14 protein-coding genes are annotated in these 21985 nt (G+C 66.4%); 10 read left to right on the top strand and 4 right to left on the bottom strand.

Features of this window, described 5'->3' with window-relative positions; all coding sequences use genetic code 11:
• Window positions 1–25 precede the first annotated feature (25 nt).
• From J8G26_RS00805 to J8G26_RS00790, 4 genes are read left to right on the top strand one after another with little or no spacing between them, the layout of a single operon-like run.
• Window positions 26–4171: a YhdP family protein gene (locus J8G26_RS00805; protein ID WP_210567569.1), complete on the top strand. Its 4146-nt coding sequence runs from the start codon at window positions 26–28 to the stop codon at window positions 4169–4171.
• Window positions 4168–4983 (top strand): carbon-nitrogen hydrolase family protein, encoded by an 816-nt coding sequence (locus J8G26_RS00800; RefSeq protein WP_087748031.1) that lies wholly within the window; start codon window positions 4168–4170, stop codon window positions 4981–4983. The genes J8G26_RS00805 and J8G26_RS00800 overlap by 4 nt, the downstream gene beginning before the upstream one ends.
• Window positions 4980–7025, top strand: a complete 2046-nt coding sequence (locus tag J8G26_RS00795; RefSeq protein ID WP_349238290.1) for an ATP-binding protein — start codon at window positions 4980–4982, stop codon at window positions 7023–7025. Before J8G26_RS00800 ends, J8G26_RS00795 begins: the two co-directional genes overlap by 4 nt.
• The gene (locus J8G26_RS00790) at window positions 7025–7654 is read left to right on the top strand and encodes a response regulator (RefSeq protein ID WP_210567568.1); all 630 of its coding nucleotides are present in this window, start codon (window positions 7025–7027) and stop codon (window positions 7652–7654) included. Before J8G26_RS00795 ends, J8G26_RS00790 begins: the two co-directional genes overlap by 1 nt.
• 28 nt (window positions 7655–7682) lie before the next feature.
• Here J8G26_RS00790 and J8G26_RS00785 read toward each other — a convergent pair whose 3' ends face one another.
• Window positions 7683–8330, bottom strand: coding sequence for an OmpA family protein (locus J8G26_RS00785; protein ID WP_210567567.1), 648 nt, complete (start codon window positions 8328–8330; stop codon window positions 7683–7685).
• 139 nt (window positions 8331–8469) lie between these two features.
• Window positions 8470–8610, bottom strand: a complete 141-nt coding sequence (locus J8G26_RS00780) for a hypothetical protein (protein WP_210567811.1) — start codon at window positions 8608–8610, stop codon at window positions 8470–8472.
• On the opposite strand from J8G26_RS00780, the gene J8G26_RS00775 reads away from it, so the two are divergent.
• Window positions 8543–9766 (top strand): MltA domain-containing protein, encoded by a 1224-nt coding sequence (locus J8G26_RS00775; protein WP_210567792.1) that lies wholly within the window; start codon window positions 8543–8545, stop codon window positions 9764–9766. The genes J8G26_RS00780 and J8G26_RS00775 overlap by 68 nt on opposite strands.
• 132 nt (window positions 9767–9898) lie before the next feature.
• Here the strand turns inward: J8G26_RS00775 and J8G26_RS00770 are convergent, their stop codons facing one another.
• Window positions 9899–11617 (bottom strand): MFS transporter, encoded by a 1719-nt coding sequence (locus tag J8G26_RS00770; protein ID WP_087748027.1) that lies wholly within the window; start codon window positions 11615–11617, stop codon window positions 9899–9901.
• 150 nt (window positions 11618–11767) lie between these two features.
• On the bottom strand, window positions 11768–12253 hold the full coding sequence (locus J8G26_RS00765) for an Lrp/AsnC family transcriptional regulator (RefSeq protein WP_210567566.1): 486 nt from the start codon (window positions 12251–12253) through the stop codon (window positions 11768–11770).
• Window positions 12254–12420: 167 nt separating this feature from the next.
• On the opposite strand from J8G26_RS00765, the gene J8G26_RS00760 reads away from it, so the two are divergent.
• The 5 genes from J8G26_RS00760 (at window position 12421) to J8G26_RS00740 (ending at window position 21967) form a co-directional block, all read left to right on the top strand.
• Entirely contained in the window at window positions 12421–15996 is a 3576-nt protein-coding gene (locus J8G26_RS00760; protein ID WP_210567565.1) for an indolepyruvate ferredoxin oxidoreductase family protein, read from the top strand.
• A 298-nt stretch (window positions 15997–16294) separates the two neighbouring features.
• The gene (gene yajC, locus J8G26_RS00755; protein WP_087748024.1) at window positions 16295–16630 is read left to right on the top strand and encodes a preprotein translocase subunit YajC; all 336 of its coding nucleotides are present in this window, start codon (window positions 16295–16297) and stop codon (window positions 16628–16630) included.
• 156 nt (window positions 16631–16786) lie between these two features.
• On the top strand, window positions 16787–18670 hold the full coding sequence (gene secD, locus J8G26_RS00750) for a protein translocase subunit SecD (protein WP_087748023.1): 1884 nt from the start codon (window positions 16787–16789) through the stop codon (window positions 18668–18670).
• Between the two features lie 14 nt (window positions 18671–18684).
• A complete protein-coding gene (gene secF, locus J8G26_RS00745; protein WP_087748022.1) occupies window positions 18685–19635 on the top strand; it encodes a protein translocase subunit SecF in 951 nt (316 codons plus the stop codon).
• Window positions 19636–19660: 25 nt separating this feature from the next.
• On the top strand, window positions 19661–21967 hold the full coding sequence (locus tag J8G26_RS00740; protein ID WP_210567564.1) for a DUF1631 domain-containing protein: 2307 nt from the start codon (window positions 19661–19663) through the stop codon (window positions 21965–21967).
• The last annotated feature ends 18 nt before the right edge of the window (window positions 21968–21985 follow it).

Here is a 21985-nt window from a genome sequence, read left to right as displayed (position 1 = left end):
ATTCCTGCCACATTCAAGCCCACCAATGATCGATCCATTAAATCGCCCCACACGCCTGTTGCGATTCGTCGCCGGGTTCGCGCGATGGTCGCTGGGTTGCCTGCTGGTCCTGTGGCTGCTGCTGGCCGTCGGGTGGGGAGCTTTGCATGGCTGGATTGTGCCGCGTATCGGCGAGTTTCGCCCGCAACTGGAGGCGCAGGCAGCGCGGGCGCTGGGGGTACCGGTGCGCATCGGGTCCATCACGGCGCGTTCCGAAGGGTTGATCCCCTCCGTCGAGCTTCTGGACGTGGCGCTGCTGGATGCCCAAGGGCGAGCCGCGCTGCAACTGCCGCGCGTGGTGGTGGCACTGTCTCCGCGCTCGCTGCTCAACCGGGGGTTCGAGCAGCTCTACATCGAACGCCCCGACCTTGACATCCGCAGGCAGGCGGACGGCCGCATTGTGGTGGCGGGCCTCACTTTCTCGGAGACTGCGGGCGCGGACAACGCCGCCGCAGACTGGCTGTTTTCGCAGGGCGAAGTCGTCATCCAGGGTGGCACGCTGCGCTGGACCGACGAGCTGCGCGGCGCACCCGAGCTGGCGCTGGAAGAGGTCGATGTGCTGCTGCGCAACAGCAGCTGGCAGCACAACATGCGCATCGCGGCCACGCCACCGCCGGCCTGGGGTGAGCGGTTCACGCTGACCGGGCGGTTTCGCGCGCCGCTGCTGCGTGCACGCGATGGCAACTGGCAGCACTGGAGCGGCCAGCTGTTTGCCGATTTCTCGCGCGTGGATGTCTCCCGCTTGCGCCACCATGCCGATGTGGGCTTTGAGGTGGCGCAAGGCCGTGGCGCCGTTCGCGCCTGGGCCGACGTTCAGCGCGGCCGGATTGTGGGTGGCACCGCCGACCTGTTGCTGACCGACGTCAACGCCACGCTGGGGCCCCAGCTCAAAGCCCTGGCGCTGCCCTCCATCGAAGGCCGGCTGGGCGGCCGGCGGCTGGAAGGCGGCTTCGAGTTTTATACCGAGGGCCTGCAGTTTGTGACCGACGATGGCCTGGTGTGGCCAGGGGGCAACCTGCGCCTGCACTACACGGGGGCCGCGGGCAAGGCACCCGCCCAGGGCGAGCTGCGCGCGGACCGCCTGGATCTTGCCGCGCTGGCCCAGATCGGCAGCCGCCTGCCACTGGGAAAGGCCGCCCACACCGCACTGCAGACCTACACCCCGCAGGGGCTGGTCAACGAAGTACACACCACCTGGCGCGGCCCGCTGGATGCCTTGCAGCAATACCAGGTGCGCGGCAAGGTCACGGGGCTGGCCCTGGCCGCCGGCGAACCGGATGCGGGCAACAGCGTTCCCGGTCTGCGCGGCGCCAGTGTGGACATCGACATGACGCATGCCGGCGGCAAGGCCAGCCTGGCCATCGCGTCGGGTGCGCTGGTTCTGCCGGGGGTCTTTGAAGACCCTGTGTTGCCGCTGGACCAGCTGAGTGCGGAGCTGCGCTGGCAAGTGGATGGGCAACGCCTGGCGGTGCAGGCCAGCAATGTGCGGTTTTCCAACGCGGACGCTCAGGGCGAGCTGCGCGCCAGCTGGCACACCAGCGACGCCAGCCAGGCCCCCCGTTTTTCACGCTTTCCCGGCGTGATGGACCTGACGGGCACACTGGTGCGCGCCGACGGCACCCGCGTGCACCGCTATCTGCCCCAATCCATCCCGGCCGAATCGCGCCACTATGTGCGCGATGCCATCCTGTCGGGCAGCGCCAGCAACGTGCAGTTCCGGGTAAAGGGCGACCTGCACGACCTGCCTTTCAACGATCCCCGGCAGGGAGATTTCCGCATTGCAGCCCGCGTCAAGGATGTGACCTACGCCTACGTTCCACCCCGGCTGCAACCCGGCGGCGCGTTGCCCTGGCCGGCGCTGACGCAACTGGCGGGCGAACTGGTGTTCGAGCGCTCGTCCATGCAGGTGCGCGGCGCCACCGGTGGTTTTGCCGGCACGCCGGGCGTGCGTCTGGCCAAGGTGGAGGCGCAGATTCCCGATCTGTCCCACTCCGTGGTCGCGGTCAACGCCGATGCGCGCGGGCCGCTGTCCGAACTGCTGACCATCCTGCGCACCTCCCCGCTATCGCGCATGACAGGCCATGCGCTCGATCAGGCCAGCGGCACGGGCAATGCCGATTTGCAGCTGCGACTGAGCCTGCCGATCAGCGATATCGAAAAATCCAAAGTGCAGGGCAGTGTGGTGCTGGCGGGCAATGAGGTGCAGATCACACCCGAAACGCCCCTGCTGTCGCGCGCACGCGGCATCGTGCAATTTACCGACACCGGGTTCTCCGTGAATGGCGTGCAGGCGCGCGCGTTGGGTGGGGACTTGCGCCTGGAGGGCGGAATGCGTGCGCTGGCGGCCGGCGCTGGCCCAACCGAGTCCGCCGTGCAAGTGCGGGCGCAAGGCACGGCCACTGCCGAGGGGCTTCAGCAGGCGCGGCAGCTGGGCATGCTTGCGCAGCTGGCGCGCAGCGCTACCGGCAGCGCGCCCTACACACTTGCGCTGGCTTTTCGCCGGGGCATTCCCGAGATACGGGTCACCACCACCTTGCAGGGAATGGGCCTCACGTTGCCCGCACCGCTGGCCAAGACCGCAGATTCCCTGCTGCCAGTGCGCTATGAGACCCAGGTGGCCCGCGAATCCTTGGCCGCGGTCATGGCAGGTACGGCCCCGCCGCCCCTGCGCGACCAGTTGACCCTGGACCTGGGCTTGCTGGGATCGGTCAGCTACCAGCGGGAGCATCAGGGCAACCAGACGCGCGTGGTGCGTGGTGCCATCGGCATCGGTCTGGCCGCCGGCGAATCCGCGCCCATGCCGATGGACGGCGTGGCGGCCAACATCCGCGCGGCACACGTTGACGTGGACGCCTGGGAAAAGGTGCTGACACAGGCAACCACCACCGACGCCGGCACCCCTGCCACCGCCACCCAGGCAGACAGCGCGGCGCAAGACTATCTGCCCACTACCGCCGCCGTGCGCGCGCAGACGCTCACTGTGCAGGGGCGCGCATTGCACAACCTGGTCGTTGGCGGCTCGCGGGACGGCTCCACCTGGCGTGCCAACCTGGACGCCGATGAGCTCAACGGCTATCTCGAATACCGGCAGGCCGGCACCCGTGACAACCCGGCGGGCCGCGTGTTTGCCCGGCTGGCGCGCCTGAAGCTGCCCCAAAGTACCGCCACGCAGCTCGAAGCACTGCTGGACGAGCAACCCGGCACGATGCCCGCGCTGGACATCGTGGTGGACGACTTTGAACTGCGCGGCCGCCAGCTCGGGCGTGTGGAGATCGAAGCGCAAAACCGGGGCGGGGATGTGGCCCAGCGCGAGTGGCGGCTGGGCAAGTTCAACATCATGACGCCGGAAGCCACCTTCACCGGCAGCGGCAACTGGGCGTTGGTGGCGGGCAGCGAACGGGCGCCGCGCCGCCGCACGGTCATGAACTTCCAGCTCGACATTCGCGATTCCGGCGATCTGCTGGCCCGTTTTGGCATGGAAAAGGTGGTGCGCCGCGGCAAGGGGCGCATGCAAGGGCAGGTGGCCTGGATAGGTGCGCCCATGAGCCCGGACTACCGCTCCATGACGGGGCAGATCAACCTGAATGTGGAGTCTGGCCAGTTCCTCAAGGCCGATCCGGGGCTTGCCAAGTTGCTGGGGGTGCTGAGCCTGCAGTCGTTGCCACGCCGCCTGACGCTCGATTTCCGTGATGTCTTCAGCGAAGGCTTCGCGTTCGATTTTGTGCGGGGCGACGTGCGCATCGAGCAGGGTGTCGCCATCACCAACAACCTGCAGATGAAGGGGGTCAACGCGGCTGTGCTCATGGAGGGCAGCGCCAACATCGACCACGAAACCCAGGACTTGCATGTGGTGGTCATCCCCGAAGTCAACGCCATGACGGCCTCGCTGGTCGCCACCGCCATCAATCCGGTCATCGGACTGGGCAGCTTTCTGGCCCAGGTTTTTCTGCGCGGTCCGCTGATCGAGGCCGCCACCCAGGAATTTCAGATTGGGGGCACCTGGACGGATCCGAATATCGTGCGCATTTCGCGGCGCAGCCGGGAATCGGGCAGTGCCCCCGCACCACCCTCGGGGGCCGAACAACTGCCCGGCAAGACACCGGTGCCATCCGCGGCAGGAGAGCCCTCATGAAAGTGGCCGCCCTACAGATGGTCTCTGGCACGCAGCGCAGCGACAACCTGGCCATGGCCCGCCGCCTGCTGGAACAGGCCGCCACGGCAGGGGCCGAACTGGCGGTGCTGCCCGAGTACTTTTGCGCCATGGGGCTGCGCGACACCGACAAGCTGGCATTGCGTGAAACCCCTGGCGATGGTGTTGTCCAGGCGTTTCTCGCCCGCGCTGCACAGGAGCTGCAGATGTGGGTGGTGGGCGGCACATTGCCCATGCAGACCGCCGATCCGGAGCGCGTGCATAACACCACGCTGGTGTATGCACCCTCGGGCCAATGTGCTGCGCGCTACGACAAGATCCACCTCTTTCGGTTTGACAACGGGCGTGAGCATTTCGACGAGGGCCGGGTGATCGAGGCAGGGGCCAGTCCGGTGCAGTTTGATCTGCCATCGCGCACCGGCCACACCTGGCGCATCGGACTGAGCGTTTGCTACGACCTGCGCTTTCCCGAGCTGTACCGCCTGCACGCCAGCGCGGGAGCCGACCTGCTGCTGGTGCCCAGCGCCTTCACCCACACCACCGGGCAGGCCCATTGGGAACTGCTGCTGCGGGCACGGGCGGTGGAAAACCTGGCCTATGTGCTGGCCCCCGCGCAGGGTGGACTGCACGAAAACGGCCGCCAGACCTGGGGCCACAGCATGCTGGTCGATCCCTGGGGGCAGATCGTCCACGCCCTGGCGCAAGGTCCGGGTGTGGTGCTGGGCGAGCTCGATGCCGGGCGCGTGCGCCAGGTGCGCGCGCAGCTGCCCGCGCTGGAGCACCGCGTTCTGTGAGTAGCCTGCCGCCCAGCACCCGCACACCCTGGCAGCGCTGGCGCAGCGCCTGGCGTCGGTGGTCGCTCTGGACCTTGCTGGTGGCCCTGGTGGCAGCCATGCTGGTCACGCTGGTGTGGCTGGCCGGGCGCTACGAGGCCAGCCAGGTGCAGTCCCGGCTGGAGCGGGACGCCGCGGACGCGAGCTCCGACATCCGCACCGCGCTCGCGCGCAACGTGCAGAGCCTGCAGGCACTGCAGGCGGGTGGCCCGGGCCTGCTGGCCTGGGAGGTCAATGCCACGGAATTGCTGCGGCAACGCCGCGAGTTGGCGCGCATCGAGTGGCGGGACGCCAGCCTGCGCTTGCGCGCCTACGCCCAGACCCCCTACCGCCCTGTGTCGTGGGACGCCGCCAGCCGCGAAGGCTCACATTCCGATGCGGCGCTGGCCTGCACCAATGCCCGCCGGCTGGGCACCCCCGCCTATTCGAGCAGCTATTTCCAGCCGCATGGCGACGGACTGGGTTCTGAAATGATGGAGCTGTGCCTGCCCCTGCATAGCGCCGGGCACCCCGCGGGCTTTCTGGTGGCCACCTTCGCCCTGCAAGAGATGCTGGTGGATTTGGTGGGGCACAACCTGACGCGCAGCCAGGAGGCCTCGTTTACCGAGGCCGATGGCACCCGGCTGGCAGTGCTGGGTGCGGCCCGGCGCGGCACGCGCATGTTCACGGCCCAGCAGCTGCTTGACCTGCCGGGCACCACGCTGGTGTTGCGCATGGACAGCTGGCATGGCGCACCCAACCTCTTTCCCAACGTGCTGACCGCGCTGGTCACCGCCATGTCGATTGCGCTGGTAACCGTGATGGTGGTGCTGGTGCGGGACAACCGCCGCAGGCTGCAGGCAGAGCGTGACCTGGCAGACGCCCTGGCCTTTCGCAAGGCCATGGAAGACTCCCTGGTGACCGGCCTGCGCGCACGCGACCTGCAGGGACGCATCACCTACGTCAACCCCGCGTTCTGCGCCATGGTGGGGTTCAGCCCGCAAGAGCTGCTGGGGCAAAGCACCTCAGCGCCCTACTGGCCGCCCGAACTCGCCGAAGAATACCGGCAGCGCCAGGCCACGCGCTTTGCCGGCGGGATGCCACCGCGCGAGGGCTTCGAATCGGTCTTCATGCGCAAGGACGGCACGCGCTTTCCGGTGCTGATCATCGAGGCGCCGCTGATCAATGCCCAGGGGCTGCACACCGGCTGGATGAGTGCGTTTCTGGACATCAGCGAACAGCGCCGCATCGAAGAGATCTCGCGCGCCTCGCAGGATCGCCTGCAGGCCACGGCCCGGCTGGCCACCGTGGGCGAGATGGCCTCGCTGCTGAGCCACGAGCTCAACCAGCCGCTGGCGGCCATCTCCAGCTATGCCACCGGTTCGCTGAACCTGCTCGATTCCAGCGCCCCCGGCGCGGCCCAACCTGGCCACCTGCAGGATGTGCGCATGGCCATGCAGCACATTGCCCGCCAGGCCGAGCGCGCGGGACGCGTGATCAAGAGCGTGCACGACTTCGTGCGCCGCCGCGACCAGACCCGCGAGGCGGTGAACCCCCAAGAGTTGCTCGATGCCATCCTGCCCATCATCAGCCTTCAGGCGCGTAAGCTCGGCGTGCGCGTGCAGACCTCGGTGGAACCCCATCTGCCATGCGCGCTGTGCGACCGCACCATGATCGAGCAGGTGCTGCTGAACCTGACGCGCAATGCCATGCAGGCCATGGACGACCCTGCCATCCACCCGCGCATCCTGGCCATCCGGGTGCGGCGGGGCGCATCCAATGCGTACAGCGGGTGGCTGGAATTTTCGGTGACCGACGGCGGCGTCGGTATCGCGCCCGAGGTGGCGCAACAATTGTTCACCCCGTTCTTCACCACGCGCGCCGAAGGCATGGGCCTGGGGCTGAGCATGTGCCGCACGGTGGTCGAGCAGCATGGCGGCTTCCTGGCCTATGAGCCCCATGCGCCGCGTGGTACGGTATTCACCTTCACCGTGCCCGTTGTCAGCCAATCTCCTGCCCCCTGATGGAACCCGTATCCGACGCCCTTGTGTACATCGTGGACGACGACGCGGGCGTGCGCGAAGCGCTCGCCTGGTTGCTGCGTTCACGCCGCCTGCTCAGCGAATCTTTCGACAGCGCCGAAGCTTTTGACGCAATGCGGCAAGCCTGCCCAGCACCTCACCAGCCCTGCTGCCTGCTGCTGGATGTGCGCATGCCGGGCATGAGTGGTCTGGCTTTGTTCGATGTGCTGCTGGCGCGCGGCGACCTGGCCGCCATGCCCGTGATCTTCCTGACCGGCCATGCCGACGTGCCGACGGCGGTCGATGCGGTCAAGCGCGGGGCCTTCGACTTCTACGAAAAGCCGTTTTCCGACAACGCACTGGTCGATCGCATCGAGCAGGCGCTAACCCAGTCGGCCGCGCACCTGGAGCAACTGCGCCAGCGCAGCAGCCTGCAGGTGCGCCTGCACGACCTCACCGAGCGCGAGCGCGATGTGATGGACCGGGTGGTGGCCGGCCTGCCCAACAAGCTCATTGCCGAGCAGCTGGAAATCAGCGTGCGCACCGTCGAAGTGCATCGCTCGCGGGTGTTCGACAAGATGCAGGTCAAGTCAGCGGTGGAGCTGGCCAACCTGCTGCGCACCGGCCCCTGAATCAGCCGCTGCGCCGGTGCCTACCGTTTTAGCCGCGGGGGCGCTCACCCACATAAATTTCAACCCGGCGGTTGCGGCTGCGGCCCTGGGCCGTGTCGTTGGTGGCAATGGGCTGGCGCTCGCCCATGCCTTCGATCGCGATGCGGCGTCCATCCACGCCCCGGCCCGTGAGGTAATTGCGCGTGCTGGCCGCACGGTCCAGCGACAGCGGGTTGTTCACGGCATCGCTGCCGGTGTTGTCGGTGTGGCCGATGATGCGCACATCGGTGTTCGGGTTGTTGCGCAAGCCCTCGGCGAAACGGTCCAGCACCGGTGCGAAGTTGGACTGAATGTCCGAGCGGCCCACGGCAAAGGAAATGTCGCTCGGAATGTCCAGCTTGAGCTGGTTGTCCTGCGTCTGCGTCACGGCGATGCCCGTGCCTTGGGTGGCCTGCTCCATCTCGCGCTTTTGGCGCTCCATGTTCTGCGACCAGATGTAGGTGCCCAGGGCGCCCACACCGGCGCCCACCACGGCGCCCGTGCCCGCACGGCCGCCCGTGGCCGAGCTGAGCACGGCACCGGCCAGTGCGCCCACGCCGGCGCCCGTGGCGGTGCGGCGCTGGGTATCGCTCATTTCGGCGCAACCGGTGGCCAGGACAACAACGGCGACGACGCCGGGAATAAAGTATTTGCGCATAGCGAGGCTCCTTGTAAATGATGGGACGGAATGCCAATCCGATATCGAGTCGGCAGTGTTCACTCTACGCCTTCACCAGGCTGTCGGCCAGCAGGCAGGCGCCGTGTAGGACGAAACCTTGCGCACGCCACGCCCGCGTTCAGGGCTTGGGCGGGTCGGTGTCTTTGTCCGGCGGCGGCAACTTCAGCTCGCCACCTTTGCGTCCGGAAAACATCGTCCACCAGACAATCAGCGCGAGCACCACCAGCGCCAGCAACGCTTCAAGCAAAATCAGCCCCATGAAATTGACACTCCTGCGCCTTGTGATGACGGCGCTGATTGTAGGAACGCTGGCAGCCTGCTCCACCCCGCCCGCGCCAAGCCCCGCGCAGCCTGGGGCCATCGCGGCGGCGCCCGCCACCGGTGGCACGGCCATCCCGGGCGATACCGCGCCGCTGCCGCCGCCCCTGGTGCAACCCAGGAGCCGCTGGGTGCCGGTGCGCTGGGCCGAGCTGCCCGGCTTTGCCGACGACGCCCTGCACGAAGCCTGGAACGCCTGGATCAAAAGCTGCGAGCGGCCCCGGCCGCCATTCACGGCGCTGTGCGGCGAAGTGCGCCAGCTCAGCATTGCCAGCACTGACGAGCAGCGCGCCTGGATGGTGCGGCGCCTGCAGCCCTACCGTGTCGAAGCCGCCGACGGCAATGCCGAAGGCCTGCTCACCAGTTACTACGAGCCCATGATCGACGCCGCCCGCCAGCCCGGCAACGGCTACACCGTGCCGGTGTACGGACTGCCCGTCGGACACGGCGCCCGCAAGCCCTGGTTCACACGCCAGCAGATCGACACCCTGCCCGAGGCCCAGGCCGCGCTGCAGGGGCGCGCCATTGCCTGGCTGCGCGACCCGGTCGAATCCATGGTGCTGCACATCCAGGGCTCGGGCCGCCTGCAGATTACCGAGGCCGATGGCCGCATTACCACCGTGCGGGTGGCCTACGCCGGCACCAACGACCAGCCCTACCAGAGCGTGGGCCGCTGGCTGCTGGACCAGGGCGCCACGCGCGATGCCACCTGGCCCGGTATCCGCGCCTGGCTGAATGCCAACCCGCAGCGCACCAACGAACTGCTGTGGAGCAACCCGCGCTACGTTTTTTTCCGCGAAGAGCCCTTGAGCCCGCTGGACGCCCAGTTTGGCCCGCGCGGCGCGCAGGGCGTGCCCCTCACGCCCGGCCGGTCGATTGCGGTGGACCGCCAGAGCATTCCCTATGGCACGCCGGTGTGGCTGGCGTCCAAGGGCCCGCAGGTGTCGATGCAGCGCCTGGTGATGGCGCAGGACACTGGCAGCGCCATCGTGGGCGCGGTGCGGGCCGACTATTTCGCTGGCTGGGGGCCCGAGGCGGGCGAACTGGCCGGGCGGCTCAAGCAGGGCCTGCGCCTGTGGGCCCTGTGGCCGCGCTGAGCGGGCCGCAGCGTGTTGCCTTGGGAGGCCTGCGCTCAATATTTGAGTAAAAATGGCCTCTAGCCCTTGCTGAATAAGCGCTAAAAGCTATGGTTTTGATAGCTTTTTTGGGCAACAAGCCCCGCTGTCGTTTCAGCGCTCCATCAGGTAGCGCACCACCACGGGAGGCGATTCGCCCCGGTGAAACGCCAGCTTGCGCTCGCGCAGCGCCACATCGGAGGCGGTCACCCGGTCGAAACGGCGCAGGTGCTCGGTCCAGGACTCGTCCACGATCTGCTCCACATAGCGCGCCGGGTCGGCCAGGTCGTGCAGCAGGTCGCACGACAGCGCCCCCTGGCGCAGGCGGCTGCGGCGGCTTTCCTGCATCAGTGCGCGAAATTCTGCGGCGCGCGCCGGGTCGATGGTGTATTCGATGGTGACCACCACGCGCCCGGCCTGCGGCGGCGTGGCCGCCACCGGGGCCTTGAACGCCTGCGAGGGGCTCAGGTCTTCTTCCGTGTGGCGATCCGTCACCAGGCGCTGCACCAGGGCCATGGCGGTCACGCCCGTCAGCGCTGCCAGCGCCAGGCTCAGGTGCACCGACGTCACCGTGGCCACCTGCCCCCACAAGGCGGCCCCCAGCGCGGTGGCGCCCATGATGGCCATCTGAAAGATCGACATGCCCCGCGCGCGCACCCAGTTGGGCAGTGCCAGCTGGGCCGACACGCTGAGCGAATTGGCCGTGGTGATCCAGGCCATGCCGCCCAGCACCATGGCGGGCACGGCCACATAGACATTGGGCGCAATGGCCATCACCGCCATGGCGGCCGCCTGCAGCAGCGTGCCGCGCATCACCAGCACATCACGCGCCATGGCCTGGCGCAGCCGAGGCAAAAACATGGCGGCCACAATGGCGCCCGCCCCCATGGACGCCAGCAGCAGCGTGAACGTGCCCGCACCCCCGCCGCCGAGCCCCCTGGCCACCAGCGGCAGCAAGGCCATCAGCGCCGTGGCGTGCAGGAAGAACAGGGCGATGCGCCAGAGCACGGCCCGCATGCGCGGCGACTGGCGCACGAACTGCAGGCCCACGCGCATCGCGCTGGGCAGCTTTTCGCGCCCCAGCGGGCTGGGCACATGGGTGCGCTTCCAGCGCATGATGACCAGGCCAGACAGAACCGATAGCACGGCATTGAGCACAAACACCCAGGCGCTGCCAGCGCTGGCGATGATGGCACCCGCCAGCAGCGGGCCGATGATGCGCGACGCGTTCATGGCCACGCCGTTGAGCGCCAGGGCCGCCGGCAGTTGCGGACGGCTTACCAGCTCGGGCACGATGGCCGAGAACACCGGCCAGCGCATGGCCAGGCCGATGCCGTTGGCAAAAGTCAGGGCCAGCAGCAGCGGCGCCGTCATGCCACCCACCAGGATCGCCGCGCACAGCACCAGTGCCACGGCGGCCACCCAGAACTGCGTGGCGATGAAATAACGGCGCCGGTCCAGGATGTCGGCCAGCGCGCCGCTGGGCAGGCCCAGCAAAAACACCGGCAGCGTGGAGGCCGACTGCACCAGCGCCACCAGGATGGGTGAGGTGGTGAGCGTGGTCATGAGCCAAGCGGCCGCCACGTCGTTCATCCACATGCAGGTGTTGGCCGCCACCCAGGTGAGCCACAGCATGCGAAACACCGGCACCGTCAGGGGGGCCAGGGGCGAGAGCGAGGCCCGCTGGGCGGCGCTTTCGCCCAGCGTGGCGGTGGCGGCCTGTTCAGCGTCCAGGGCGGCGGCGGCCGCTTGTGCCGGCGGCCGGTTGGCCGCGGGCGGCGGTGCGGCAGGGAAGACGCTGTGTGCGCTGTCGTGGGGTGGCTGTGGGGGCATGCCCCGCCATTGTGCGGTGTCCGGCCCGCCAGCGCAGCGCCTGCCTTGGCGACCCGCAACAGCCCATGGGCTTGCACCGATCAGAATTTGATTAAAAACAGCCGCAAGCCCTTTACCAGAAAGCGCATGTAGCTATCTAATAAATAGCAATCAGGTGCGCGCCCGTGCCAGTTGTGCCAGGGGCAGGGCGCCGCTGGCTTTCACCTCGCCCAGCGAAAAACTCGTGTGCATGTCTTTCACATTGGGCAGGTTGAGCAGCACGTCGCGGGCAAACAGCGAAAAGCTGTCCAGGTCGCGCGCCACCACCTGCAGCTCGAAGGTGCCGGTGCCGCTGATGTAGTGGCACGACACCACTTCGGGAATCTGGCGAATGGCCTCTTCCATGGCCCGCGTCAGGTTGCCGGTGCTGCGGTCAGCGTCGAGCCGCACAAAGGCCAGCACGCCCAGGCCGATCTTGTGCCGGTCGATCTCGGCGCGGTAGCCCTTGATGTACCCGGCCTCCTCCAGCGCCCGCACCCGCCGCCAGCACGGCGCGGCCGACAGCCCCACCCGCTGGGCCAGCTCGGCATTGGTCAGGCGGGCGTCGGCCTGCAATTCTTGCAAGATGGCGAGGTCGTATTTGTCTAAATTGTTCATGTTGTGGCAATTTTAAGAAAGATCCTTTCTGAATCGAGGGTAAACACGGCATAAAAACGAAAGCACATATCCGGCGCGCCTGCCTAAACTGCCTGCAAGCCATCTATTTCGACGCCCGCTGCCGCCCACAAGGTGGTGGCAGGGCCGCCATCCCCACGGAGACAGCCATGAACGCCCCCTTGCCCGAATCGATCCGCAGAGCCCTAGAGACTGTCACCCTGGAGGACAAATACACCTTGGGCGAAGGCCGCGCCTTCATGAGCGGCGTACAGGCCCTGGTGCGCCTGCCCATGCTGCAGCGCCAGCGCGATGCGGCGGCGGGGCTCAACACGGCCGGCTTCATCAGCGGCTATCGGGGCAGCCCGCTGGGCACGTACGACCAGGCCCTGTGGGCTGCCAAGAAGCACCTGGCCGAGAACCACATCGTCTTTCAGCCCGGCGTGAACGAAGAGCTGGGCGCCACGGCCGTCTGGGGCACGCAGCAGCTCGATCTGTACCCGCAGAGCAAAAAGTTCGACGGTGTGTTCGGCATCTGGTATGGCAAGGGCCCGGGCGTGGACCGCTGTTCGGACGTGTTCAAGCACGCCAACATGGCGGGCACGGCAAAGCATGGCGGGGTGATCGCCATCGCGGGCGACGACCACATCAGCAAGAGCAGCACGGCGGCGCACCAGAGCGACCACATCTTCAAGGCCTGCGGCACGCCGGTGTTCTTTCCGAGCAGTGTGCAAGAGATTCTGGACATGGGCTTGCACGCGTTTGCCATGAGCCGCTTCTCGGGCGTGTGGTCGGGCATGAAGACGATTCAGGAGGTGGTGGAGTCGTCCAGCAGCATCCACATCGACCCCGACCGCGTGAAGATCATCACGCCCGAAGACTTTGCCATGCCCCCCGGCGGCCTGCACATCCGCTGGCCCGACGCGCCGCTGGAGCAGGAAGCGCGCCTGATGGACTACAAGTGGTACGCGGCCCTGGCGTACATCCGCGCCAACAAGCTCAACTACAACGTCATCGAAGGCAAGCAAGACCGCTTCGGCATCATCGCCAGCGGCAAGGCCTACAACGACACGCGCCAGGCCCTGGTGGACCTGGGCCTCGATGACGACACCTGCCGCCAGCTGGGCATCCGCGTGCACAAGGTCAACGTGGTCTGGCCGCTCGAAGCCACCATCACGCGCGACTTTGCGCAGGGCCTGCAAGAGATTTTGGTGGTGGAAGAAAAGCGCCAGGTCATCGAGTACCAGATCAAGGAAGAGCTGTACAACTGGCGCGCTGATGTGCGGCCCAACGTGCTCGGCAAGTTCGATGAGCCCGAGGGTGACGGCACAGGCGGCGAATGGAGCATGCCCAACCCCAGCCAGAACTGGCTGCTGCGCGCCAAGGCGGACCTCACGCCCGCCATCATCGCCAAGGCCATTGCCAAGCGCCTGAAGAAGCTGGGCGTGCCCGCCGACATCGTGGCCCGCATGGAGGCGCGCCTGGCCATCATCGAGGCCAGTGAGCGCGCCATGACGTCTCTGTTGGTGGACACCGGCGAGCGCGCCCCGTGGTTTTGCAGCGGCTGTCCGCACAACACCAGCACCCGCGTGCCCGAGGGCTCGCGCGCCGTGGCCGGCATCGGCTGCCACTACATGGCCAACTGGATGCCCGACCGCAACACCTCCACCTTCACACAGATGGGCGGCGAGGGCGTGACCTGGGTGGGCCAGGCGCCGTTCTCCACCGACCAGCATGTGTTTGCCAACCTGGGCGACGGCACGTACTTCCACAGCGGCCTGCTGGCCATCCGCCAGGCGATCGCTGCGGGGACCAACATCACCTACAAGGTGCTCTACAACGACGCCGTGGCCATGACCGGCGGCCAGACGGTGGGCGAGCGGCCTGAGGGCCATTCGGTGCTGCAGATCATGAACAGCCTGAAGGCCGAAGGCGTGGCCAAGCTCGTGATCGTGACGGACGAGCCGCACAAGTACGACGGCGTGGCCCTGGCCGACGGCGTGACGGTGCACCACCGCGACGAGCTCGACACGCTGCAGCGCCAGTTCCGCGAGATCAAGGGCTGCACCACCATCATCTACGACCAGACCTGCGCCACCGAAAAGCGCCGCCGCAGGAAGCGCGGCACCCTGGCCACGCCCGACAAGACCGTGGTCATCAACGAACTGGTGTGCGAGGGCTGCGGCGATTGCTCCACCAAGTCCAACTGCCTCTCCGTGGAGCCGGTGGAGACCGAATTCGGCCGCAAGCGCCGCATTAACCAGAGCACCTGCAACAAGGATTACTCGTGCGTCAATGGCTTCTGCCCCAGTTTTGTGACGGTGGAAGGCGGCCAGCTCAAGAAGCCCAAGAAGGAGAAGAAGGGCGATTTGTCGGCGCTTCCGAACATCCCTGACCCCGTGCTGCCCGTGGCTGAAAGCGCCTGGGGCATCGTGGTGGGCGGCGTGGGCGGCACGGGGGTCATCACCATCGGCTCGCTGCTGGGCATGGCGGCGCACCTCGATGGCAAGGGCGTCATTACGCAGGACGCCGGTGGCCTGGCGCAAAAGGGCGGCGCCACCTGGAGCCACATCCAGATCGCCAACCGCCCCGACGCCATCTACACCACCAAGGTCGATACGGCCAAGGCCGACCTGGTGATCGGCTGCGATTCCATCGTGGCTGCGCACAAGTACACCCTGGCCGTCATGCAGCCGGGCCGCACCTTTGTGGCGCTCAACACGCACGGCACGCCCACGGCGGCGTTTGTGAACAACCCCGACTGGCAGTTCCCCGGCGGCAACTGCGATGCCGCCATTGCCGCTGCCGTGGGCGCGGCAGGTGTGGGCAGCTTTGACGCCGAGCAGGTGGCCACCCAATTGCTGGGCGACAGCATCTACACCAACCCGCTGATGCTGGGCTACGCCTGGCAAAAGGGCCGCGTGCCGCTCACGTACGCATCGCTGATGCGCGCCATGGAGTTGAACGGCGTGCAGATCGAGAACAACAAGGCCGCCTTCGAATGGGGCCGCCGCTGCGCGCACGACCTGGCGGCAGTGCAGGCCTTGTTCCAGGCGGCGCAGGTGATCCAGTTCGTCAAGAAGCCTTCGCTGGCCGAAATGGTGGCCAAGCGCGTGGAGTTCTTGACCGGCTACCAGAACGCAGCCTATGCCGCTGAATACCAGGCCTTTGTTGAAAAGGTGAAGGCCGCAGAAGCCAAGCTGGGCAGCACCCATCGCCTGACCGAGGCCGTGGCCCGCTACCTCTTCAAGCTCATGGCCTACAAGGACGAGTACGAAGTGGCGCGCCTGCACACCGACAAGGCCTTCACGGACAAGATCGCGAACATGTTCGAGGGCGACTACAAGCTGGTGCACCACCTGGCGCCGCCCCTGACCGCCAAGAAGAACGACAAGGGCGAGCTGGTCAAGCAGCCGTTTGGCCCCTGGATGCGCAGCGCCTTCGGCCTGCTGGCCAAGATGAAAGGCCTGCGCGGCACGGCGCTGGACATCTTCGGCAAGACCGCAGAGCGCCGCATGGAGCGTGCGCTGATCGTCGAATACCGCGCCTGCATCGACGAGCTGCTGGCGGGCCTCACCCCCGAAAAGCTGCCGCTGGCTGTGGAAATTGCCAGCCTTCCCGAAGGCATCCGCGGCTATGGGCATGTGAAGGAGCGGCACCTGAAAACCGTGCGCCCGAAATGGGACGATCTGCTGGTGCAGTGGCGGGGCGGCGCGGCGGCCGCGCCCCAGCGCCAGGCCGCCTGAACAGCGGCGCGCGGCCTTTTCGGGCCATGAAGGTCGGCGCCACTGCATGGGTAGTGCTATTAAATATATAGCTACAAGCGCTTTTCCATAAAGCGCTACGTGCCATTTTCATTCATTTTTTCAACTGCCACGGAGAAGTTCACCGTTGCGCGGCAAACACCCGGCGTCGGCCTGGGTCTTAGCCCTTGGGCGCGCCGCAGGGGGCCGCATACAATGCCCCGTTCCGCCCCGGCCGGCGCTTGTGAAGCGTGCCGGCGGCGCGTTTTGTGTTTTGCCCATCCATTGTGGAGTTCTGTCCGTGTTTATTTCTTCTGCTTTTGCCCAGACCGCTCCTGCCGCCGCTACGGGCGGTGGTGACATCATGTCCTCGCTCACGGGCATGCTGCCCCTGGTGCTGATGTTCGTGGTGCTGTACTTCGTCATGATCCGCCCCCAGATGAAGCGCCAGAAAGAGCACCGCGCCATGATCGAGGCCATCGCCAAGGGCGATGAAGTGGCCACCGCTGGCGGCATCGTCGGCAAGGTCACGCGCTTGTCCGAAGGTTTCTTGCACATCGAGATCGCCAGCGGTGTGGAAGTGCAGGTCCAGCGCAGCGCGGTGGCGCAGGTGTTGCCCAAGGGCACGGTCAAGTAAAGATGAATATCCCCCTGAGCGGCTGCGCCGCTTCCCCGTTCTCTCGCGCAACGCGCGGGAAGGGGGACGATGCCAGTGGCCTGGCAAAGCCAGTTCCACGGCATCCCTGGCAGGGGCTGGCGCCATGCGCCATGGACAACTGATAAGAGCGCGATCATGAACCGTTACCCGGTCTGGAAGTACGCGATCCTGGTGATCGTGCTGCTGGTGGGTGCCCTGTACACCCTGCCTAATTTCTTCGGCGAAGCGCCTGCGGTGCAGGTTTCGTCGGCCAAGGCCACCGTCAAGGTGGATGTTGAGGTGCAGCAGCGGGTGCAAGAAGTGCTGAAGGCGGCAGGCGTCACGCCCGACCTGGTGACGCTCGACGGCGGCTCGGTACGCGCGCGCCTGGATACCCCCGACAACCAGCTCAAGGCCCGCGACGCCATCCAGAAGGCGTTGGTGCCCGACCCGGCCAATCCCTCGTACATCGTGGCGCTGAACCTGGTGTCGCGCTCACCGGCCTGGCTCACGGCGCTGCATGCGCGCCCCATGTACCTGGGGCTGGACCTGCGCGGTGGCGTGCACTTCATGCTGCAGGTGGATATGCAGGCCGCGCTGACCAAGAAGGCCGAGTCGTATGCCGGCGACATCCGCACCGCGCTGCGCGACAAGAACATCCGCCATGGCGGCATCAGCCGCGATGGCCAGACCATCGACATCAAGGTGCGCGACGAAGCCACGCAGACGGCGACCCGCAACCTGATCTCCGACCAGTTCACCGACCTGCAGACCGTCAGTACGCCCGACGGCACCGAGTTCCGGCTGCGCGCCACCATCAAGCCCGAGGCCACGCGCCGCGTGCAGGAGCAGGCGCTCAAGCAGAACATCGTCACGCTGCACAACCGCATCAACGAACTGGGCGTGGCCGAACCCGTGATCCAGCAGCAAGGCCTGGACCGCATCGTGGTGCAGTTGCCCGGCGTGCAGGACACGGCCAAGGCCAAGGACATTCTGGGCCGCACGGCCACGCTGGAAGTGCGCCTGGTGGACGAAGGCACCGAAGCGCGCTCGGCCGAAGCCGGCCGGGGCCCCGTGCCGTTTGGCTCCGAGCGCTACCTGGAACGCAACGGCCAGCCGGTCATCGTGAAAAAGCAGGTCATCCTGACCGGCGAGAACCTTACGGACGCCCAGCCCGGCTTTGATGGCCAGACCCAGGAACCCACCGTCAACCTGACGCTGGACGCCAAGGGTTCGCGCATCTTCCGCGACATCACGCGCGAAAACATCGGCAAGCGCATGGCGATCGTGCTGTTTGAAAAAGGCAAGGGCGAAGTGGTCACAGCCCCCGTGATCCGCAGCGAAATCGGCGGTGGCCGCGTGCAGATCTCGGGCCGCATGACGACCGCCGAAGCCAACGACACCGCGCTGCTGCTGCGTGCCGGCTCGCTGGCAGCGCCGATGGAGATCATCGAGGAATTCACCATTGGCCCGAGCCTGGGTGCCGACAACATCGAGCGCGGCATTCACAGCGTGGTCTGGGGCATGGTGGCCGTGGCCGCCTTTATGTGCGTGTATTACCGGCTGTTTGGGGTGTTTTCCACCCTGGCGCTGTCGGTGAACGTGTTGCTGCTGCTGGCCATTTTGTCGATGCTGCAAGCCACGCTGACCCTGCCCGGCATTGCCGCCATGGCGCTGGCCCTGGGTGTGGCGATCGACTCCAACGTGCTGATCAACGAACGCATCCGCGAGGAATTGCGCGATGGCCTGTCGCCGCAGGCGGCCATCCACGCGGGCTACGAACGTGCCTGGGCGACCATCCTGGACTCCAACGTGACCACGCTGGTCGTGGGTCTGGCGCTGCTGGCCTTTGGCTCCGGGCCCGTGCGCGGTTTTGCCGTGGTGCACACCATCGGCATCCTGACCAGCATGTTCTCGGCCGTGTTCTTCTCGCGCGGCGTGGTGAACCTCTGGTATGGCCGCCAGAAAAAGCTCAAGAGCCTGTCGATCGGACAGGTCTGGAAACCAGACGCCGACACCGCTGTGGCCAAAACGAACTAAAGAGGACTGCGGCCATGGAATTTTTTCGCATCAAAAAAGACATCCCCTTCATGAAGCACGCGTTGGTTTTCAACGCGATTTCCTTCATTACCTTTGCGCTGGCCGTGTTCTTCCTGCTCACGCGCGGCCTGCACCTGTCGGTGGAGTTCACCGGTGGCACCGTGATGGAAGTGGCTTACAGCCAGCCCGCCGAACTGGCCAAGGTGCGTGAGACGGTCTCCGGCCTGGGCTATACCGACGTGCAGGTGCAGAACTTCGGCACCGCGCGCGACGTGATGATCCGCCTGCCTGTGCAAAAGGGCGTGACTTCTGCCCAGCAAAGCGAGCAGGTCATTGCCGCGCTCAAGGCGGCCGATCCGGCCGTGACGCTGCGGCGCACCGAGTTTGTCGGCCCGCAAGTGGGCGAAGAACTGGTGCACGGGGGGCTCATGGCGCTGGCCATGGTGGTGGTGGGTATCGTGGTCTACCTGGCTTTTCGCTTCGAGTGGAAGTTCGGCGTGGCCGCCATCATTGCCAACTTGCACGACGTGGTGATCATCCTGGGCTTTTTCGCGTTCTTCCAGTGGGAGTTCTCGCTGTCGGTGCTGGCGGCGGTGCTGGCCGTGCTGGGCTATTCGGTGAACGAATCGGTGGTGATCTTCGACCGGATTCGCGAGGCCTTCCGCAAATACCGCAAGATGAACACGCACGAGGTGATCGACCATGCGATCACCAGCACCATGAGCCGCACCATCATCACCCATGCCTCCACCGAGGCGATGGTGCTGTCGATGTTCTTCTTTGGCGGCCCCAGCCTGCATAACTTTGCGCTGGCACTGACGATCGGCATCCTGTTCGGCATCTACTCGTCGGTGTTCGTCGCAGCGGCCATTGCCATGTGGCTGGGCGTGAAGCGGGAAGACCTTGTCAAGGTGGCCAGGAAGGATGAAGACCCGAACGACCCCAATGCAGGGGCCACGGTCTGAGGCGCTACCGCGCTACCATTGAGACATGCCCGCCCCTTCCCCTTCCCTGCCGCAGCGCCGCCTGGCCCGCCAGGCGCGCCAGAAGTTTGTGGAAGGACTCTGCGCCGGGCTGCTCGACGTGGACAAGACGATTCTGGATTTCCTGACCCAGCTGATGTCCCAGACCGGCACGCAGCGTGAGATGCAGTCGCGGCGCGATACCTGGCAGCTGTACCAGCAGCAGCACCGCGACTGGGTGGCGAACCTGGACAGTGCACTGCGCGAGGCTCTGGCCCCCCATATCAGCACGACACGCGAGACCCGGGCCATTGGCGGCCACTTCGAGTTGCTCAGCGACGAAGTGGTGGAAAACAAGATCGCCGCCTCCCGCATGGCGCTCACGATCACCGAACAGGTCAGTCACCAGCTCGACACGGTGCGGCAGCGAACCCAGTCCCTAGAAGGCCAGGATCTCGACAGCAATGACATTTTGCGTCCCGAGGCCGTCTGCCTGATCGTCGTCGAACAATGGTGCAAGGCCGGCTTGCCGCGCACGGATCTGCTGACTGTGGTGGACCCCCTGCAGCGCGACTTGGCCAACCTGCTGCAAAAGCAATACCAGGCCGTGAATGTGTTTTATGTGGAGCAGGGCGTCACCCCACAAAACGACCTGCGCTCGCGCGTGCGCCGGACCGAGGGCGGTACGGTGGCAGGCAGCGATGCCGCAGCGGCCGGACTGGCATCGCAGGCACTGACGCAAAGCCGGGAGGCCATGGCCGCCACACGCGCCGCACCACAGAGGCAGCCCCAGCAACAGGGCATGGGAACGGGAACGGCTTTCGCCACCGGCATGACCCCACTGTCGCGTGCACGCCTGCGGGCCCAGGGCGTCATGGGGCAACTGCGGCGGCTGCTCACCCAGCCCGCCACCGGCTTTGATCTGGTCAACGCACCACCCGCATCGGCCGCGCTGGCGCATGCCCTCACGGCCCACCGCGTCCAGGCCGACACCTATTACAGCGGTGTCGCCACGCTCATCGAAGACTACAGCCCGGCCGCTGTGGTGCAGCTGGCGGGCGCGGTACGGGAGCGTTCCACCGAATTGAAGAAGAAGGCCTCGACGGCAGGAGAAAAAGCCATCATCGAGGTGGTGGCGCTGATGTTCCAGAGCATTCTGGCCGAGGACCGCATTCCCCCGGCCGTGCGTGTGTGGTTTGCGCGCCTGCAGGTGCCGGTGTTGCGCGTGGCCCTGGCGGAGCCCGAGTTCTTCAGCAACATTGCCCACCCGGCCCGCCAGCTCATTGACCGCATGGGGGCGTGCGTAATGGGGTTTGATGCCACCACGATCAACGGCAGCGCCCTGGAGGCAGAGATCCGCCGCGTGGTGCAGGTGATCGAGCAATACCCCGAGACCGGACGACGGGTCTTTCAGCTGGTGTACGACGAATTTGAAAAATTCTTGTCGAAGTTCCTGACCCAAAAGCAGGCCACCTCGCGCCTCGTCAGCGTGGCACAACAGGTGGAGCAGAAGGAAACGCTGGCGATCCAGTACACGATCGAGCTGCGCACCATGCTGCGCGATATGCCGGTGCGCGAGGAGATTCGGGAGTTCCTCTTCAAGACCTGGGCCGAGGTGCTGGCGCTGTCCGCCGTGCGCGAAGGGCCGCAGCACGCCGATACGGTCACCTTCAAGCGCACGGCGGCCGATCTGGTCTGGGCGGCCAGCGCCAAGCCCAACCGCAGCGACCGGGCTAAAGTCATCCAGAGTCTGCCAGGCCTGCTGCAACGTCTGCGGCAGGGTCTGGCGTTGATGGGGATCAATGGAGTAGCCCAGGACGCCCAGATCAAGGTGCTGACCGATACCCTGGCCGATGCCTTCCTGTCCAAGACGGCCTCCATCCCGCAGGCACACATCGACGCCATGGCCAAACGCCTGGCCAACCTGGAAGATTTCATCGGGGATGCCACGCTGGGCGACATGCCGCTCAATGCCGACAACATCGAAATGATGCTCGGTATCGATGCGTCATCCATCCACGTCATCGCCGACAACGGAGCGCCGGTGGACGACGCCATGGTGGCCTGGGCCCAGGAGTTGCAGCGGGGCACATGGTTTACCCTCGACCACAACGGCGCGTCGGCACAGGTGCAATACGCCTGGCAGAGCCAACGCAAGCAATTGCACCTCTTTGCCGCCACGGACGGCAGCAGCTATCTCATCCAGCTGCGCCGGTTGGCGGCCTACCTGCAATCCGGGTTGCTAGTGGCCCAGGACGAGGAAGGCCTGACCCTGCGCGCCACGCGCGACGCGCTGGCCAAGCTGGACGCCAACCCGGAGCGGCTGCTGGGTTGATCCGGGCTGACCCGGCCG

It is taken from the genome of Acidovorax sp. JG5 (genome assembly GCF_017939685.1).
Lineage (GTDB): Bacteria > Pseudomonadota > Gammaproteobacteria > Burkholderiales > Burkholderiaceae_C > Acidovorax.
This window is presented reverse-complemented; position numbering and strand designations above follow the sequence as displayed.

Excerpts from the sequence above, each read along its gene's own strand:
- J8G26_RS00805 (WP_210567569.1), top strand. The coding sequence starts at position 26 with ATGATCGATCCATTAAATCGCCCCACACGCCTGTTGCGATTCGTCGCC.
- J8G26_RS00800 (WP_087748031.1), top strand. The coding sequence starts at position 4,168 with ATGAAAGTGGCCGCCCTACAGATGGTCTCTGGCACGCAGCGCAGCGAC.
- J8G26_RS00790 (WP_210567568.1), top strand. The coding sequence starts at position 7,025 with ATGGAACCCGTATCCGACGCCCTTGTGTACATCGTGGACGACGACGCG.
- J8G26_RS00785 (WP_210567567.1), bottom strand. The coding sequence starts at position 8,330 with ATGCGCAAATACTTTATTCCCGGCGTCGTCGCCGTTGTTGTCCTGGCC.
- J8G26_RS00780 (WP_210567811.1), bottom strand. The coding sequence starts at position 8,610 with ATGGGGCTGATTTTGCTTGAAGCGTTGCTGGCGCTGGTGGTGCTCGCG.
- J8G26_RS00770 (WP_087748027.1), bottom strand. The coding sequence starts at position 11,617 with ATGCCCCCACAGCCACCCCACGACAGCGCACACAGCGTCTTCCCTGCC.
- J8G26_RS00765 (WP_210567566.1), bottom strand. The coding sequence starts at position 12,253 with ATGAACAATTTAGACAAATACGACCTCGCCATCTTGCAAGAATTGCAG.
- J8G26_RS00760 (WP_210567565.1), top strand. The coding sequence starts at position 12,421 with ATGAACGCCCCCTTGCCCGAATCGATCCGCAGAGCCCTAGAGACTGTC.
- secD (WP_087748023.1), top strand. The coding sequence starts at position 16,787 with ATGAACCGTTACCCGGTCTGGAAGTACGCGATCCTGGTGATCGTGCTG.
- secF (WP_087748022.1), top strand. The coding sequence starts at position 18,685 with ATGGAATTTTTTCGCATCAAAAAAGACATCCCCTTCATGAAGCACGCG.
- J8G26_RS00740 (WP_210567564.1), top strand. The coding sequence starts at position 19,661 with ATGCCCGCCCCTTCCCCTTCCCTGCCGCAGCGCCGCCTGGCCCGCCAG.